This window comes from Streptosporangium sp. G12 (assembly GCF_052983175.1).
Genome location: NZ_JBRIQO010000017.1, coordinates 174,894 through 190,091 on the forward strand (window position 1 = coordinate 174,894; position 15,198 = coordinate 190,091).

Below are 15,198 nucleotides of genomic sequence, written 5' to 3' on the forward strand. Positions count from 1 at the left end.
CGGGAAAGCGTGTCTAATGGGTGACTAATGCCTTACTTTTTGCGCCTTACTTCTTGCCGAAACGGATCCGGCGGGTGGTGCCGAAGACCGTCGCGGCGACCGCGGCCATCGCGCCGACCAGCAGGGTGACCAGGGAACCGACGTTCATTCCGGTCACCCCGACGGGCTGGGCGGCGCTCATCAGACCCAGGTCACCGACCGGCAGGGAGCCCGCCGGAGTCGAGGAGGTCAGGTCGGTGACGGGAGCCAGCGGCGAGCCGTTCCCTGCCGCCGCGGCCCGGTCGCCCGCCGGAGCGGCGGGCACGGCGGGCACGGCGGGAAGCTCGGGCAGCCTCGCGGGGACCGGGAGCCGCGCCTGGTCCGCCGCGCTCTGGGCCGCGGGCATCGACGACATACCGGAGGCGGACGCTTGACCGGCCGCGCCGCCGAGAGCCGGGACGGCCGGGAGGGCGGGCAGCAGACCGCTGGTCCGGTGCCTGCCGGGCTTGGAATCCCCGTCACCTCGGCCGCCGTGGCCGTTGTCATAGCCACCGTGACCACCGTGACCGCCATGACCACCGTGGCCACCGGGACCGCCCCACTGGCCGCCGTCGTGGCCGCCGGGACCGCCGTGGCCACCGCCCGGACGCCCGGACGGGCCGCCGACGCGGGAGCCGCCGAGGCAGCCCGCGGCGGCGTCACCCAGGACGGCGACCGCGTTGCCGCAGATGTTGATCGGCGCGGTGATCGGCGCCACCACCTGGTTGCCACCCAGCACCGAACCCCGGCCGGAGGTGCGGTTACCACCGGCACCCGTACCCGCGCCCGCACCGCCCGCGACCGAGGCGCCGCCCCTGCACGCGGCCGCGGCCTGGCCGAGCACGCCCACCGCGTTGCCGCAGACGTTGATCGGCGCGGTGATCGGCGCCACCACCTGGTTACCACCCAGCACCGAACCCCGGCCGGACGTGGTGTTGCCACCCGCGCCCGCACCGCCGCCCCGGCCCGCCGGCACCGACACCCCTCCTGGGCAACCCGCCTGACCGTTGCCGACGGCGTTGCCGCAGACCTCGGCGGGTGCGGTGATCGGCGCCACCACCTGGTTGCCGCTGCCGGCGCCGAAGCGCCCGTCGGTGTCGTTGCCCGGCCGGCCGTAACCCCCGGGGCCGCCGGGGCCACCAGGACCGCCGGGACGGGGACCGTGCTTCCAGCCGTCGCCGGAGCCCCCCGAACCGGGGCCGCCCGGACGCGGACCGTGCTCCCAGCCGCCACCGGGACGCGGCCACTGCTTCCCGCGTCCGCCGTGGTCACCGTAACCCGGCTTGCCGGGCTCTCCGGGCCCGCCAGGCCGGCCGGGTCCCTCGTGCTCTCCAGGCTTACCGGGCCACCCAGGACCACCCGGGTGCCCGGGGCCTCCTGGATGCCCGGGACCGCCCGGGTGTCCAGGTCCGCCCGGAGTGCCGCCGCCGATGACCTCGGCACCGCCCTCGCAACCGGAGAAGGCCCCGCCGACGACGGCGACCGAGTTGCCGCAGATGTTGATCGGCGCGGTGATCGGCGCCACCACCTGGTTACCGCCCAGCACCGAACCCCGGCCGGACGTGGTGTTGCCACCGGCACCGCGACCGGCCCCACCCTGGTTGCTCACCGAGGCCCCGCCACGGCAACCGGCGGTCGCGCCGCCGAAGATCGCGAAGGAATTGCCACAGGCGTTGATCGGCGCGGTGATCGGCGCCACCACCTGGTTGCCGCCGCCGATGCTGTGCTCACCGTTCGTGCGGTTGCCGCCGGCTCCGCCGCCGCTTCCGCCCTGGTTCCGCACCGAGGCGCCGCCCCGGCAGCCCGCCTCGGAGCGGCCGAACACCGACACCGCGTTGCCACAGGCGTTGACGGGCGCGGTGATGGGAGCGACGACCTGGTTGCCGCCCAGGACGCTGCCCCGGCCGGACGTGGTGTTGCCGCCGGCGCCCGCATCGCCGTCGCCGTTCTCGACGGAGGCGCCGCCCTCCGAGGACGCGGCCGACTGCCCCGCCACGCCGACGGCGTTGCCGCTGATGTCGATCGGCAGGGTGATCGGGAGTTTGACCTGGTTGCCTCCACCGATCGAGTGGTCGCCGTCGGTGTCGGCGAAGGCCGTACCGCCGCCCATGGCCATGACGCCCAGTGCGAGCAGTGCCGCGGGGGCCGTGCCCGTAACCCACGTACGCATGATTGAAGCTCCTAGCAGTTTCGGGGGGGACCTGACCCTCGTGGGGCGCGCGAAGCCATGCGAAGGCCGGACAGGCCCGCACAGCGGAGGCCCCGACGGGCCGTCACGAGGAATGGGAAATGCCTTTTCTGCTGCCTGCTGGTCGCTCACCGAACGGAGCGGTTCTCCTGGGGACGGAGGATGAAGGCAGGCTCCGCGACCGGCGGATCACCCGAGAGGGGATGGGCCGGTCCGCGAGACGAGATCAGTCAGGAGAGAAAGAAGGGTCGTCCGCCGCTGTGCGGACGACCGGGGGGAGCACGAACGCCGGCGGGACACGCTGCGTCATCTGCCGCGGGTCGTAGGCGAACCACGCGACATCCCCCGGACCCGGTCCTGGGAGGCCGGATCCACCACCGCTCTGGGGCACGAATCCATTGGCGCCAGAGCCGTGTTCGACGGTGGCGGGGACCGGGAACCCCGGCTTGGACTGGCTGGTGAGCCCGTCCACACCTCGCCCCGCCATGGCTTCGGCGTTGTGCGTCGCCGACAGCCCGCTGCTGACCGTGGGGAAGACATCGGCTCTGGAAGCCGATCCGGAAGCGGCTGTGTGAGGGGTCTGGGAGCCGGCCTCTCCTGTCGTCGCGGTGGTGTCCGCGATCGCGGGAGCGGCGCCGAGGAGCCCGAAGACGACCGCGAGCAGCCATGCGGCGGCCAGGAGACCGCCGATAGCGAGGGCTTGCCTGACGCCCCGCCGAGTGCCGGCCGCGAACCGCGCCATCCGGTCAGCCCGGTCGGGGATCGTGTCGTCGACGGGAAGGGCCACGGGCACGCCTCGAACAGCGGGCGAGGACGCCCTCCACTGCCCGTGCGGCACACGTGCCACGTGACCTCCCCAAAGCTCCTGGACGGGCCCGTTCGGACACGAGCCATCCCTCAACGGAGAGTTACGCTAGCACCACATGGAGTCAACGCAACGGATTTCCCGGGAACGGCTCAGCAGCCGTCCAGGAAACGGTCAAGGACCCGGACCCCGAACTGGAGCGAATCCACCGGCACCCTCTCGTCGATGCCATGGAACATCCCGGAGAAGTCCAGGTCCGCGGGTAGCCTCAGCGGCGCGAACCCGAACCCCCGGATGCCCAGCCTGCTGAACGCCTTGAGGTCCGTGCCCCCCGACAGCGTGTACGGCACGGCCAGCGCGCCCGGGTCCTCGGCGACGAGGGCGTCGGCCATCGCGCGCACCAGCGGCCCGTCGAAGCCGGTCTCGATGGCGATGTCGTGGTAGACGAACTCCCTGGTCACGTTGGGGCCGAGCAGTCCGTCGAGCGTCTCGAAGAACTCGTCCTCGTACCCCGGCAGGAAGCGGCCGTCCACGTGCGCGGTCGCGGTCTGGGGGATCACGTTGGCCTTGTAGCCGGCCTCCAGCATCGTGGGGTTGGCGGTGTTGCGCAGCGTGGCGCCGATCATCCTGGCGAGCGGCCCCAGCTTGGCGACGGTCTTCTCGGCGTCGTCGAGGTCGAGTTCCAGCTCCAGGGCCCTGGAGGTCTCCTCCAGGAACGTCCTGACCGTCCGCGTCATCCGGACCGGCCACTCGTACCGGCCGATGCGGCCCACCGCCTCGGCCAGCTCGGTGACCGCGTTCTCGGCGTTGAGCATGGAACCGTGCCCGGCCCTGCCCGTGGCGGTCAGGCGCATCCAGGCGATGCCCTTCTCGGCGGCCTCGATCAGGTAGAGCCTGCGCGCCTCGTCGATGGAGACGCTGAACCCGCCCACCTCGCCGATCGCCTCGGAGCACCCGTCGAACAGGTCCTTGTGCTCGTCGGCCAGCCACTGCGCGCCGTACGTGCCGCCCGCCTCCTCGTCGGCGGTGAACGCCAGCACCACGTCCCTCGGCGGGCGGCGGCCCTCGCTGAGCCGCTGCCGTACGACCGCGAGGATCATCGCGTCCATGTTCTTCATGTCGACCGCGCCGCGCCCCCAGACGCAGCCGTCGGCGATCTCGCCGCTGAGCGGGTGCTGGGTCCAGTCGTCCGCGTTGAAGGGGACGACGTCCAGGTGCCCGTGGAGCAGCAGGGCGTCGCGGGAGGAGTCCTCCCCCGCGATGCGGGCGATCACGTTGGCCCGGCGGCTGTCCGACTCCAGGATCTTCGGCTCCAGCCCGACCTCCGACAGCTTCTCGGCGACGTACTCGGCGGCGGCCCGCTCACCGGGCCCCGAGTTGTCGCCCGCGTTGGTCGAGTCGATCCGGATCAGGTCGCGGCACAGCCCGACGACCTCGTCCTCAGCGTTGATCGCCGTCATGTGGGACTCCTTGGGGTTCGGCACGGCTTCCACCTCCCATCCTGCCGCCGGACCCCCCTTCCCGGCACCTCGCCCTTGCCTGCCCTCTTACCGATATGACGCCGGCTCAAGAGTTTGCTAACCTAAGTCCGCCGACGCGGGATGACGGTCCAGCGTGCAGGCACCACGTCCGGGTGGCGGAATAGGCAGACGCGCTAGCTTGAGGTGCTAGTGCCCTTTGCGGGGCATGGGGGTTCAAGTCCCCCCTCGGACACAAACCGGTCGCCTATGGGGTCCTGGTCATGTGTAGACATGACCAGGACTTTCTGTTTTGACGGGTGGTAGACCAGCCGCAGTCCGATGTTCGCGTAGATCTTGGCCTTCCGGATCGGGTCGGCATTCGAGAGAACTCGCACCATGTCTCCAAGCCTGTGCGTGATCTCCGCCAGCTCATCACGCCCCATCCGCCTCTGAGGCAGTACGTGCGCGCGGCCGAGACGTTGCTCGGCCGCGGTCTTGCGGACAAGCTCTTCCTGGATCCATCCGGCGACGAGCGCCGGGTCGGCGCCCGCCTCAAGGGCAGCCCGATGCTGGGCGAGCTTGCGGTCGCACTCGGTGATCTGGCGGCGTGCCACAGCGAGTGCTTGGGCCTCGGGCGGTGTCACGTCCTGTGCGGCCGCCAGGACGTCGAGAGTCTGGTCAACGTTGTGGGGCGCGAACAGCCGGCCGAGCCAGCGGTCCAGCCGCGGGACCACGCGGTCCTCTCGTAGGTAGACGTTGCGGGGATGCATGAGGTGGTTGGCCAGGGCGTACTCCTCGGGGAAGCGGCAACGGTAGTAGGCCGCGTCGTTGACCCATTGGCCCTGCATTCTGCGGTCGCAGACACCGCAGTACAGCAGCCCCCGGAGCTGGTACGGCTTGGGGGTGCGCTTGCGGGTCTTGTCGGTGTGGCGATCGCCTCGCCCCGTTAGCGTCATCTGCACGGCGTCGAAGTCCTCCGTGGACACGATCGGCGGGTGAACGACTGTCTTCGACCAGACCCAGTCCTGCTTGGAGTTCCACCTGAGCTTCGTGGTGTGGCCCAGGCCGACGTCGTCCACATCGATGAGGACCTCGTCCTTACGCTGGCGGTTCCACACCTGGTGGCCGGTGTAGCGGGGATTGGTCAAGATGGCGCGCACCGCGCTCTTGGACCAGGCGATGCCGGAGCGGTGACGATTCCGGCCCGGATCGTGAGCTGATGGGCTGGGATTCCCGTTGCGGGTCAGTCTCTCGGCAATGGCGAACAGGCCATAGCCATCGAGGAAGACCGCGAAGATCTCTTCCACCACGGGCGCGGCGACGGGATCAAGCTCCAGCCGGTGAGCACGCTTGCCGTCGGCCGCCTTGGCCGGGTTGGGGTGTGGGCCCGCGTCGGCCAGCCGGTAGCCGTAAGGCGGCCGACCCCCCAGAAAGCGGCCTTCCATCTGGGCTTGGGCTGACATGGCACTGCGCACGCGGATCTTGATGCGGTTGCGCTCACCTTTGCTCATACCGCCGAACACGCTCATGACGAGGTCATGGGCCTCGTTGTTCGGGTCGATGGGGCCGCCCACCTCGGGCACCCAGAGCGGAACCCTGAAGTGCTCGAAGACGGGAAAGGTCAGGCCGTACTGGTTGCCGTAGAAGGCTCGTTGCGGCTCACCGATCACCACCGCGTCGAAGCCGCGGTCGGGATTGCGTAATTCGGCGAGCAGCGCCGCCGCGTGCGGGCGGCGCTGCCAGGGGATCGAGCGGGACTTGTCGACATCGAAGAACTCGGTGACGATCACGCCCCCGCGCGACTCGATGAGCGCGCGGGAGCGGGTGATCTGCCAGCCTCGCGAGGACTGGGGATCCTGCTTGTCCTCGGTGGAGACCCGGCCGTAGAAGGCGAAGCGGATGGTGTTCATGGGTCCTATGCGACGTTGGGACGGTTGACAAGCATGGCTTGGTGAGCCTCCAGCAGGATGGCGAGCAGTTCCGTGGCGGCGCTGGGCGTCAGGCGGGGCGGTCCACTTGGTAAGACGATGTGCGGAGTCCGCTGTTTACGAGTGGTGGATGCGGTCATGATGAGAGGCGCTCCTATGCGTTCGTTGCTGGCGGGTAGGGGTACGGCCCCGGCGAAGTGCTTGGCGGTACTGGAGCCGGGGCCGCTTTGCCGCCGTACCTTGGCGTAGATCCGCACGTTGCGGCTGGCACCTCGGCAGGGCGGCGGGTCGGATGTTTCCGTGACGTCGAAAGCGCAGGCTGCCTGCGGTGCTTTCTCAAGCAGGACAGTGCTTTGCGTCTGGTCATGACGCAGGTCTCTTAGCTACGAGTGGGTGGCACGCTGGGCAGCGCGCCACAGTGTTGTCGCGAAGTTCCATCTGCCGGGTGCGCTCGTCGCAGTGACCGCACCAGTCTGGGGCGATCCTCAGCGACGGACTGGGCTCGACGCCCTCGACCGCAGGCAGGAACTTGTCGGGGTCTTTCTCGATTGCCGTGGCCACGTAGCGACTGCGGTACTTGACGGGCCGGCCATCGAGGATCGTGTGGCGGATCGCGGCCGCGTCGAGGAGGCGGATCTCGCGGCCGGTCAACTCAGCCAGAAGCTGGACGATACCGCGATCGATGGAGTCGTCGTCGTTCGCCCAGGCACGCGCGTTACGACGAGAAGACGACTGATTGTCTTCATCTTCTTCCGTCCTAGTCCCCTTCGGGGACTGGACGGAACTGGGTGGCGTTAGTAACGCGTTACGTTTGGCGTTACTAACGCCACCGTCGACTGCGGGTGGCTCGGTCCGGTCGCGTTGCCTGTCTCGCCACCTCTTCTGCCGCTCGGCGTTGGCCTTCCGTTCTTTCTCCGCCCGCTCCTTAGTGGGCACGAATGCGAAGAAGTCATGGATCACCCACCCCTTCGCCACAGGCGCCGGGCAGAGATCGGAGGGACACTCTTCGCCAGGCGGATGCCAGGTACCCCGGGACACGAGTTCGGTGATGAAGCGCAGCGGCTTTCGCACTCGCGGACACACGTCGATCAGGTCTTCCTGGAGTACCGCACCGTCGGTCAGGTTGTGGGCACACCAGAAGATCGCTGTGAAATGTATACGAAACGCGGCGTCCGACAGGCCTGCTACCTGCCTCCGAGTCGGGAATCGGTCGTCGAAGTACAGCCCTTCCCGCTTCATCTAGTGCCTGCCTCTGTCCGTCAGATGCAGACCGGCCGTGGTGTTGAAGGCAAGGTCAATTCGGAGCGCGAGGTCACGTGCTGACTTCCGGGCCGCCGCAAGTTCTGACAAAGCCTTGTCAAGACGCTCGCCGGGGTCGCCATGATCGTCACCCAGTTGCCCGGATTCCTGCATGCGCCGCAACGCCTCGCCGAGTTGCCTCAGCAGTTGGTCAAGCCCAGCTGTCGAACTGCCGATACGGCCGAGGACGTCGTACACAGTGGACGGATAGGTGACGCCGACATGGGAGAGCGTGGCGTGGTTGAGGACGCGGACGGCCTCGGATACGGCTGCGGCGACCTCGCTGGTGTAGTCGTCACCATGGGGGCCATCTGACGACAGCCAGACGGTCTCAGCCATCGACGTTGACTCCGATCACTGAGATCTTGTCAAGATGCCTGTGTCCCGTCAGAGTGGTGACGAGAGTCAGCAGTCGATGCATGAGCCATTGGGGCACCCCTAGGGTGTCCGTGCTCGCGATCGATGGGATGCTGAACATGACCTACTCCTTTCGAGCGGGTCTGACGGAAGGCCCGGCGCCAGCCAGCGTCCAAGCAATGCGGGCGCCGGGTCCTCCTGTAGTGAACTTGCAGAAGGTCAACTTCATGATTTGGCGGGGAGCTGTTCAGCTACGCCGACATGCGCAGTTGTCCGCTTCCCAACTGCTGGTGATCCCCCAGACGCCTCACCCCCTCGTGTTCCAGGAATCACGTACGTATCAGACGTATCTGCCATGATGACACAAATTGCTTTGCTGGTCTTGACTCAATGGAGTCAGAAGATTCGCCTCGCGCTCCAGCGCCTCGCGATCCCCCTGCCGTTCTCATCACCTTCACGCCGCACCGCTGGTTTGCCATGCGCGCACATCCACCCGGCTAGTGATCCAAAGCACGGCCGACATCACACCAGGCCGGAGCCATCAGCCCATGGCGATCGCTCTCACCTTTCCTCCTTGCCTGGCGATCAGATTGGTCTAGGTAGACAGTACTGTACTAGTTCAATATAGCTATAGCTCAACTGTGCTTTCCTAGTACAGCTGAAGGGCTTAGCCTTGGTGTTGTGTCCGTGCCTGATTTCAGCGATCCTCAGCCTGCCTACCTGCAGATTGCAGACGACCTGCGTCAAGAGGTGGCGGCAGGTCGACTCAAACTCGGCGAGCGGCTTCCGGCGCGGCGACAGTTGGCCCAGCGCTACGGCGTGGCCGTCGAGACAGTCCGTCGAGCCTTGGACGAACTCGCGCACGATGGCCTGATCAGCACGCAATCGACGCGCGGCACATACGTGGTCAAGACTCCTGACCAGAATGAGCCGTCCTCCGAACTTCAGCAGGCGATGACCGAGGTGCGCCGGCTGGCCGAACGCGTAGAGGGTCTGGAGTCTCGCGTGAAAGACCTCGAAGGCCGCTGACCCCCTCCACGCGCTCATTCGAGCTCCGTCCCCTCAGAACGTCGTGCGTGCAATGCCACGCACCTTCGAGGTTCCTCCTTCTTGGGACTCTGGGCTCTTCCTCGGCAGCAGCCGAATCGGCCGTCGCGGAGCCGCAGGTCCAGGTGGAGCGGCCCGAGCGGAGCGAGGGACGACTACCTGGAGGTGTGGCTCCGCGACGGCCATCATCGGCCTGCGAGGAAGACCCGAGCGACCGCGATTCTCACCGGCCGTTGAATAAGATCGTTTCTGACGGTTCCGGCTGGGTTGCGTCTTCTCCCAGAGCTCGCGAAAGGCAGTGAGGGGCAGACCAAGTAAGCCGGAAAGGGGCAATGGCGGTGGGCACGTAGGACAAACATCAAATCTGTCCGGAATGATCTCAGCCCTTCAGGATGTCTGACCAGGTCAGCGCAGCGAGATCGCTTTGGGAACCAATCCGGCCCCACGCCGGGCACAGCCACCCACTGCCGAAGCTTCAGCTTCCGCCTCCACCGCCCGACCAGCCCTATTAGCCCTTTCCGGCTTACTTGTCTGCCCCCATGATCAGTAGTCGAGGGCGCGGTCGACGAGGTCGGCGACCTCGGTGGCCGAGGCGCGGAAGTAGCGGGCGGTGGTCTTGATGGAGGCGTGTCTGAGGAGGGCTTGGATCTGGGCGTGGTCGGCGTCGGCTTCGGCTTCGCGCAGCCGGGTGGCGTAGGTGTGGCGCAGCCGGTGCGGGCGCAGGCCTGGCAGTCCGGCGTCCTTGCCGACCGCGCGGACCACGTCGGTGACGCCGTCGACCGACAGCCGTCCGCGCTGGCCGGCCCACAGTCCTTCGCCGACCGCGTCCGCCAGGGCGGGCCGCGCGGCCAGCAACTCGGCGCGCGAGCAGCCAGGCCGTCAGGCATTCGCGGGCCGGGACCGGCAGCGGGACGGTGCGGACCTCGTCGCCTTTGCCGTGCAGGCGGGCGGTGCCGCTGCGTGCGGTGATCGATATGTCGCCGACGCGCAGGCGCTGGCATTCCTCGGCGCGGGCTCCGGCGCCGAGGAGCAGAGCGATGAGGGCTGAGTCGCGGGGGCCGCGCCGGTCGGCGGCGCGGCGCACCGCGTTCTCCTGCGCCCGCGACAACGCATCCGGAGCTCCAGGCTTGGGGACCCGGGCGCGTTTGACCGCCAGGCGCAGCGCGGGCCCGTGCTCATACAGCAACGTCACCGCCGCCAATGCCTGATTCACCGTCGCAGGCGACGTGCCCGCGGCGAGCAGGTGTCGGCGCCAGGCGGTAACCGCGGCCTCGGCGCCGACCAGGTCGACGAACGCGTCCGCGTGCGAGAGTAGCCAGTCGCGGTAGGCGATCGCTTGGCGGCGATAGGCGGTCACCGTGTTCGCCGCCAGCGCGCAATGATCGAGATGCGTACCGAACGCGGCCAACGGCCACCTCCGCGGCAGCCGCCACCGACCCCGCCTCACGAACCGGCCGGAGCACCACCACGTTGCCCGCCCCGGAGCTACCCCGATCGACAACGCAGTTGTCGATTCGGCTGTCGCCCCGCTCGCCCTCGTGATCGTCAACCGGGTTGCCGGCCTCGCCGTCACCGCCGTTTTTGATCTTACTGTCGGTGCTCGTGGTCACCCGCCATCCCCTCTCCTTATTATCCGGGGAGTTTTTCCGGCGTTAGCCTGGCCTGCGTCTAGTGGCGATCCGGGAGATCCTATGGAGACCCCCCGGATAACCGGACTTATCCAGGGAGTAGCAAAGCGGCAGGCCAACGACATGTGTCAACAGGTCGTTAACACATGAATGGCGGTGCTGCGATCCTGCTCGAGAGACCCCTTGCGTCAACGGGCCGTTGACATACAGGGATGGAGGGGGCGCCGGACGGCGGGCCGGCCGCTCGACGAAGGGAAGAGCTCGTGAGTCGTTCGGCGCAGGTTCGCCGGTTGGTCGCCACGCTGGAGCGGGCCTCCGAGGTTGCCGTCGAGGCCGACTACAGCGGCCGCGGCGAGCAGTGGGTGCTGCACTGGAACAACGGCCCCACCACGACCACGATGCGCACTCGGGTTTGAGGAACAGCGGAACAGCCGTTGGCGGTAAGCCAGCGTCGCAGGTCATGGAGGGCCATGCAGAGCGTTGGGACGACGTTTCCCAAGGCCGTGCCCCCGCGTCAGCGAGCCCTGACCGCCTGGCCCTTTCGCATTCAACCAGCTCACCGCCACAACGAGAAACAAGATCTTTCTCACCGCCAACGGCTGTCCCGCTGTTCCTCAACCCCGAAGACCTGCGCGGCGCTCCAGCGGGTGCTCACGGCCAGCACCGCTATTGCCACCAGGATGCCAGTGGCTCCGCCGCGAAAGTGTCAGTGGCGGCGGCAAGAGAGAGGCAAGGGCAGGCCAAGGGAGGGCCGCCCCGATGGAACATAACGCTCAGGGTATGCGCCGTTGCGTAGTTCCTTTGGGTTCAACGAAGTGCTGCTACGAGCTATCAGGCGTAGGTTCTGGTGTGTCGGCGATCTTGTCCAGTCGGGCCCGTACTTCGGTCAAGGCGTTCCGCAGCACGGTGATGTCGAGGAAGAGGTCGGGGTGCTGCTGAGGACTGGGCAGCCGGTGAAGGAGGTCACTGATCGTCTGGGTAAGATCTTGAAGTTTCTTGAGCTCTTGTGCAGCTGCCGCGTCGAGCCGCTCTTGGAACTGTTGGGTGTGTCGGTCGAAGTCTTCCCAAAGAAGGCGCTTGTAGAGCGTCTGGCCCTCCAGCCAGGTCAACAGCACCGGCGTGATGGGCATCAACACGAGGAGCAGCCGCATCAGCCAACTCGCCGCCAGCAGCAGAGGGCTGTCCGCGGTCAAGGCGTTGAGCGCTTGGAGTCTGACCAGCAGGCCGAGTGGCTGCTCGAATATCTCGACGCCTAGTTCGGAGACCCGCTTACCGAGGGCTTGGGCTATGGAGGCAGCGACCGTTTTGTTCTGTTCAGCCACCTGGGTTGCCAGCTTTACCAGACTCTTCTGATCCTGTGCCAGGTGGCTGGAGCGGTAGAAAGCGTCTGCATCCGTACGCACACGCAGGCAGTTTGGTCCGTCGCCAGCAACTCCTGTGCGCCCCCGTCCGGGTTGCCCGGCGCACTCCTGGTCGGCCATGGATTGCAGATTGGCGAGCGTGCGGCGGTTGGTTTCGACGCGGCGGTTCAACGCATTGAGCTTGATGGTCCGCACTCCGAGGAGGTTGTGCGCGCTGTTGGTGGCGGCGCTCAACACGAGCTGGTGGGACGCGCAGCTTTTCGGCAGGGCAGTAGGCAGCACCGGATTGCAGGAAAGCAGCGCTTCCTCGGCCCGAACGAAGGCGCGCTGGCGATCAGCATGGACCTGCTGCTCGATCGGTCGCTGAAAGATCTTGAGTGTCAAGGGCTCGGCGATGACTATGCCGACGAGTAGAGCTGTGACGACGCGGACGAGTACCACTTTTACGGCCCGACGCCTGTCTCGCTGCTCTTGCAGAGAAGCGACCAGCCGCGAGTCCATGAACAGCACCACGAACGTCCAGATGATGCCCGCCACGACCCCTGCGATCAACGCGGGGCGCCCGATGACGGGCGCCATCGCAAGGTAAAGGGAGACTCCGGCGACGATCGGCGAGAGCAGCACGAGCAGCCCGCGGCGGGTGTAGCGGCCCCGCTCGTGCGGAGCGTGATCCAGAATTTCTTCGCGGACGCCAACAAGGGCACGCAGCCACCGGGCCAGCCAGCGGGGATCGGGCGGAGGTGGAGGAGCAGGACTTGATGGGGTATGGCCGTTGTCACCGTCAGCCTGGGCGCTGAGCCCATCCCGGACTCTCATCCAGGCCTGGGCTTGATCGTCGCTGATTCCGCAGGCTGTGACGAACGCGGACACGAAGGCGGCATCGGGGAGCCGTCCCCGCTTCAGCGTCTCGCTGACGGTGCTGGGCGGCAGCGCGTTATGGCCGTCCGCTTTCTGATTCAGCGCGCGTAACGGCAACCGAGCCCACGCTCGCAGCTCGGCCATCCGCTCCAGAAACTGTTCGGCCGTGCTCACAGTGGACGGATCCGGTGGATCTCCCGTGGGCGTCTCGGTTGTGATTTCCCTGCCAAGAGAGCACGCCGCTTCCTCCCACAGCTTCCGCACCTGTGCCTCATCGCCGCCACAAGCCCGGGTGTAGGCCGCGGTGACATCCCATGTCGGAAGTTGCTTACCGCGGCTCGCGGCCGTGCAGGTGCCCACGGAGTAGCTCGTCGCCGCCGCGACCTCGCGCAGGGTCAGCGCCGCCCGGTGGCGCAGCACTCGCAGCTCGTGAGCGAGTGCGAGAAGCGCGCCGCCGGCCGGGTCAAGCGGCTGTGACGGCCGCCCGGGTTTGGACATGATCGACGATCCTGTCCTGGTCGCCTACGGTTGCGTGAGCTGAGTTGTCAGTCGCGGCAGCCACGGAGCTGAAGCGCCAGAGAAACGGGCCACGATCTCGATGGTCACTAGACCGATCCCCGCTACGACACCGAGCGCGGCCACAGGGTGCAGCCCTCTCTCGATTAGCCACAGGCAGGTCAGGGTGACGATGACCAAAACCATGATCGTCTCCCTGGTCTGCCGGAGCAGAGGCAGCGCACCAGGAGCCGGGAGATTTGGGGAGACCTGCCCACCATTCATCGGCGAGCGGAGCAACGAAGGCATGAACGAGCGCACCTTTCTTTACGGCGTGAGACGAGGATTTGTAACCGCCACTCTCGAAGCTTGCCGACTCCGGGGTGATCCTTGTGTGGCGATATCTCACTGTCGTACATCACCAGCAGTGACGGGAAGGGCCCAAAAAGGGGCATGTCGTTCGGCTTCGTCGCCCCAGCTCAGGCAGGTTGTGCAGGGGTTGTTCGGCGTTCGGCCCGTGTTGATCTTCGAAGACTCTCGGCCTGTTATGCGACCTCTGTCCGGATCACACACGAACACTCCCTCTTATCGACTCCGCCGAACAGGGAATGTAACACTGGCGCCAAGACCGCCCTACGCGGTCCCGGGCCTTCGCATCATCGGCGTGAGACGGGGATCCATGAATATGCGAAAGGCTCCTCGTTGCCGCGAGGAGCCTTTCTCGTGGTGATCGTCTCTCTCGAGACTCTGGCCGGAGCGTCGATTGCCTGCCGCGGCAGGTACCGCTGCGGACGGGCGGGCCGCGTCCGTTAGGGGATCCCTCAAGGCGCGATCGGCGGGGGCCGGGCGAGTCCGCACGACGGTCTGGCGAATCATCTCGCGTACCGGCTCGCTGCGCGCGGCGCCGGCGACGATGTCGCGCTGCAGCCGGGCCTCGGCCGAGCGCACCTCCCAGGCGCGGTTGCGGCACGACTTCGAGCAGTACAGGCGCGGACGGCCGCGCCCGGAATAGGGGGTCGGTTACGCGAAGACGCGCTCGACGAGCCCGGCGCGGAACCCTTTTGGAGATCACAATCAGGGTGTGATCTCCAAAAAGGGATATCAGTGTTCCTTGCTTAGAAAGGAGCACCAAGCTGCTCAATGGCTGTCCTTGCCCAGTCTTGGGCTCCGGCGCCAGCTCCGACAGACAGTCCAGTTGCTACTGGGGCGAGGAATCCCTTCAACGCCGACAGACTTCGCCGAACCTTCCCGCGGTCCGGCTCTTCCCTGGTGATCTCGGTGAGAACTTCTCTCGCGGTTTCCTGGGCGTCCTGTTCGTCCTCCTGGGAAAGACCCACAGCAGGCAGTCGCTCCAGCGTCAGGACTACTGCCTGCGCGATGGCCTCGAACCCAGGGGCAATCTGCTGACTCTGATTCTGTGTCTGGGTGACCGTCTCGTTGTTCCATGCCAATTGCGCGCCATCAGCACTGCCATGAAACACCGGACCGTTATAGATCGTGTTGCCCAGAGTGGTGCCTTCGGGCAGGTCAGGCCCGTCAGCCTCGACTGGCACGCGAATCGGATGCTTGTCGAACTCCCGCTGAATCTCCTTCGCGAACTTCGCGATATTACGCTTGTTGACCCCGCTCCGTGTTGCCACGTTCTCCCTTGTCTTTCGGTTTTCCGAAATCTTAGTCCTTGCGGCCGACAAAATCGTGAAGTCCGGATGGACTCTCAACGAGGTGAGACCTTGTCAGACGCCCCAGACGAGGGT

Annotated in this window: 11 protein-coding genes, 1 tRNA gene and 2 pseudogenes; 4 read left to right on the forward strand and 10 right to left on the reverse strand. The window is 67.0% G+C overall.

Going from position 1 to position 15,198, the window contains the following annotated elements:
• Positions 1-46 precede the first annotated feature (46 nt).
• The 3 genes from ACVCAG_RS25830 to ACVCAG_RS25840 form a co-directional block, all read right to left on the reverse strand.
• Entirely contained in the window at positions 47-2,188 is a 2,142-nt protein-coding gene (locus ACVCAG_RS25830) for a chaplin family protein (RefSeq protein ID WP_447190419.1), read from the reverse strand.
• A gap of 244 nt (positions 2,189-2,432) precedes the next feature.
• A complete protein-coding gene (locus ACVCAG_RS25835; protein WP_447190420.1) occupies positions 2,433-3,053 on the reverse strand; it encodes a hypothetical protein in 621 nt (206 codons plus the stop codon).
• Positions 3,054-3,163: 110 nt separating this feature from the next.
• Entirely contained in the window at positions 3,164-4,471 is a 1,308-nt protein-coding gene (locus tag ACVCAG_RS25840) for a M20/M25/M40 family metallo-hydrolase (RefSeq protein WP_447190421.1), read from the reverse strand.
• A 167-nt stretch (positions 4,472-4,638) separates the two neighbouring features.
• On the opposite strand from ACVCAG_RS25840, the gene ACVCAG_RS25845 reads away from it, so the two are divergent.
• Together ACVCAG_RS25845 and ACVCAG_RS25850 are read left to right on the forward strand one after the other, a co-directional pair.
• Positions 4,639-4,724, forward strand: a tRNA-Leu gene (locus ACVCAG_RS25845).
• A gap of 64 nt (positions 4,725-4,788) precedes the next feature.
• Positions 4,789-5,220 carry a hypothetical protein gene (locus ACVCAG_RS25850; RefSeq protein ID WP_447190422.1) on the forward strand — a complete coding sequence of 144 codons (432 nt, stop codon included), beginning with the start codon at positions 4,789-4,791 and terminating at the stop codon, positions 5,218-5,220.
• 48 nt (positions 5,221-5,268) lie between these two features.
• Here ACVCAG_RS25850 and ACVCAG_RS25855 read toward each other — a convergent pair.
• From ACVCAG_RS25855 to ACVCAG_RS25865, 3 genes and pseudogenes are all read right to left on the reverse strand, one after another.
• Positions 5,269-6,381, reverse strand: a pseudogene (locus ACVCAG_RS25855) (recombinase family protein); the annotation flags it as partial.
• 381 nt (positions 6,382-6,762) lie between these two features.
• Positions 6,763-7,638, reverse strand: coding sequence for a hypothetical protein (locus ACVCAG_RS25860; protein ID WP_447190423.1), 876 nt, complete (start codon positions 7,636-7,638; stop codon positions 6,763-6,765).
• Positions 7,639-8,037, reverse strand: a complete 399-nt coding sequence (locus ACVCAG_RS25865) for a hypothetical protein (protein ID WP_447190424.1) — start codon at positions 8,035-8,037, stop codon at positions 7,639-7,641. It abuts the gene before it with no gap.
• 699 nt (positions 8,038-8,736) lie between these two features.
• Here ACVCAG_RS25865 and ACVCAG_RS25870 point away from each other — a divergent pair.
• The gene (locus tag ACVCAG_RS25870) at positions 8,737-9,084 is read left to right on the forward strand and encodes a GntR family transcriptional regulator (protein WP_433369477.1); all 348 of its coding nucleotides are present in this window, start codon (positions 8,737-8,739) and stop codon (positions 9,082-9,084) included.
• Positions 9,085-9,645: 561 nt separating this feature from the next.
• On the opposite strand, the gene ACVCAG_RS25875 is transcribed toward ACVCAG_RS25870, so the two are convergent.
• Both ACVCAG_RS25875 and ACVCAG_RS25880 read right to left on the reverse strand, forming a co-directional pair.
• Positions 9,646-9,957, reverse strand: coding sequence for a tyrosine-type recombinase/integrase (locus ACVCAG_RS25875; protein ID WP_447190425.1), 312 nt, complete (start codon positions 9,955-9,957; stop codon positions 9,646-9,648).
• 16 nt (positions 9,958-9,973) lie between these two features.
• Positions 9,974-10,675 (reverse strand): annotated as a pseudogene (locus ACVCAG_RS25880) (tyrosine-type recombinase/integrase); the annotation flags it as partial.
• Between the two features lie 318 nt (positions 10,676-10,993).
• On the opposite strand from ACVCAG_RS25880, the gene ACVCAG_RS25885 reads away from it, so the two are divergent.
• Positions 10,994-11,146, forward strand: coding sequence for a hypothetical protein (locus ACVCAG_RS25885; protein ID WP_447190426.1), 153 nt, complete (start codon positions 10,994-10,996; stop codon positions 11,144-11,146).
• A 405-nt stretch (positions 11,147-11,551) separates the two neighbouring features.
• On the opposite strand, the gene ACVCAG_RS25890 is transcribed toward ACVCAG_RS25885, so the two are convergent.
• Both ACVCAG_RS25890 and ACVCAG_RS25895 read right to left on the reverse strand, forming a co-directional pair.
• Positions 11,552-13,447 carry a DUF4407 domain-containing protein gene (locus ACVCAG_RS25890; RefSeq protein ID WP_447190427.1) on the reverse strand — a complete coding sequence of 632 codons (1,896 nt, stop codon included), beginning with the start codon at positions 13,445-13,447 and terminating at the stop codon, positions 11,552-11,554.
• A gap of 1,112 nt (positions 13,448-14,559) precedes the next feature.
• Positions 14,560-15,084: a hypothetical protein gene (locus ACVCAG_RS25895; protein ID WP_447190428.1), complete on the reverse strand. Its 525-nt coding sequence runs from the start codon at positions 15,082-15,084 to the stop codon at positions 14,560-14,562.
• Positions 15,085-15,198 lie beyond the last annotated feature (114 nt).

Bases quoted from the DNA above. Each gene is read 5' to 3' on its own strand.
- ACVCAG_RS25840 (WP_447190421.1), bottom strand. From the start codon at position 4,471: ATGACGGCGATCAACGCTGAGGACGAGGTCGTCGGGCTGTGCCGCGAC.
- ACVCAG_RS25890 (WP_447190427.1), bottom strand. From the start codon at position 13,447: ATGTCCAAACCCGGGCGGCCGTCACAGCCGCTTGACCCGGCCGGCGGC.
- ACVCAG_RS25865 (WP_447190424.1), bottom strand. From the start codon at position 8,037: ATGGCTGAGACCGTCTGGCTGTCGTCAGATGGCCCCCATGGTGACGAC.
- ACVCAG_RS25860 (WP_447190423.1), bottom strand. From the start codon at position 7,638: ATGAAGCGGGAAGGGCTGTACTTCGACGACCGATTCCCGACTCGGAGG.
- ACVCAG_RS25830 (WP_447190419.1), bottom strand. From the start codon at position 2,188: ATGCGTACGTGGGTTACGGGCACGGCCCCCGCGGCACTGCTCGCACTG.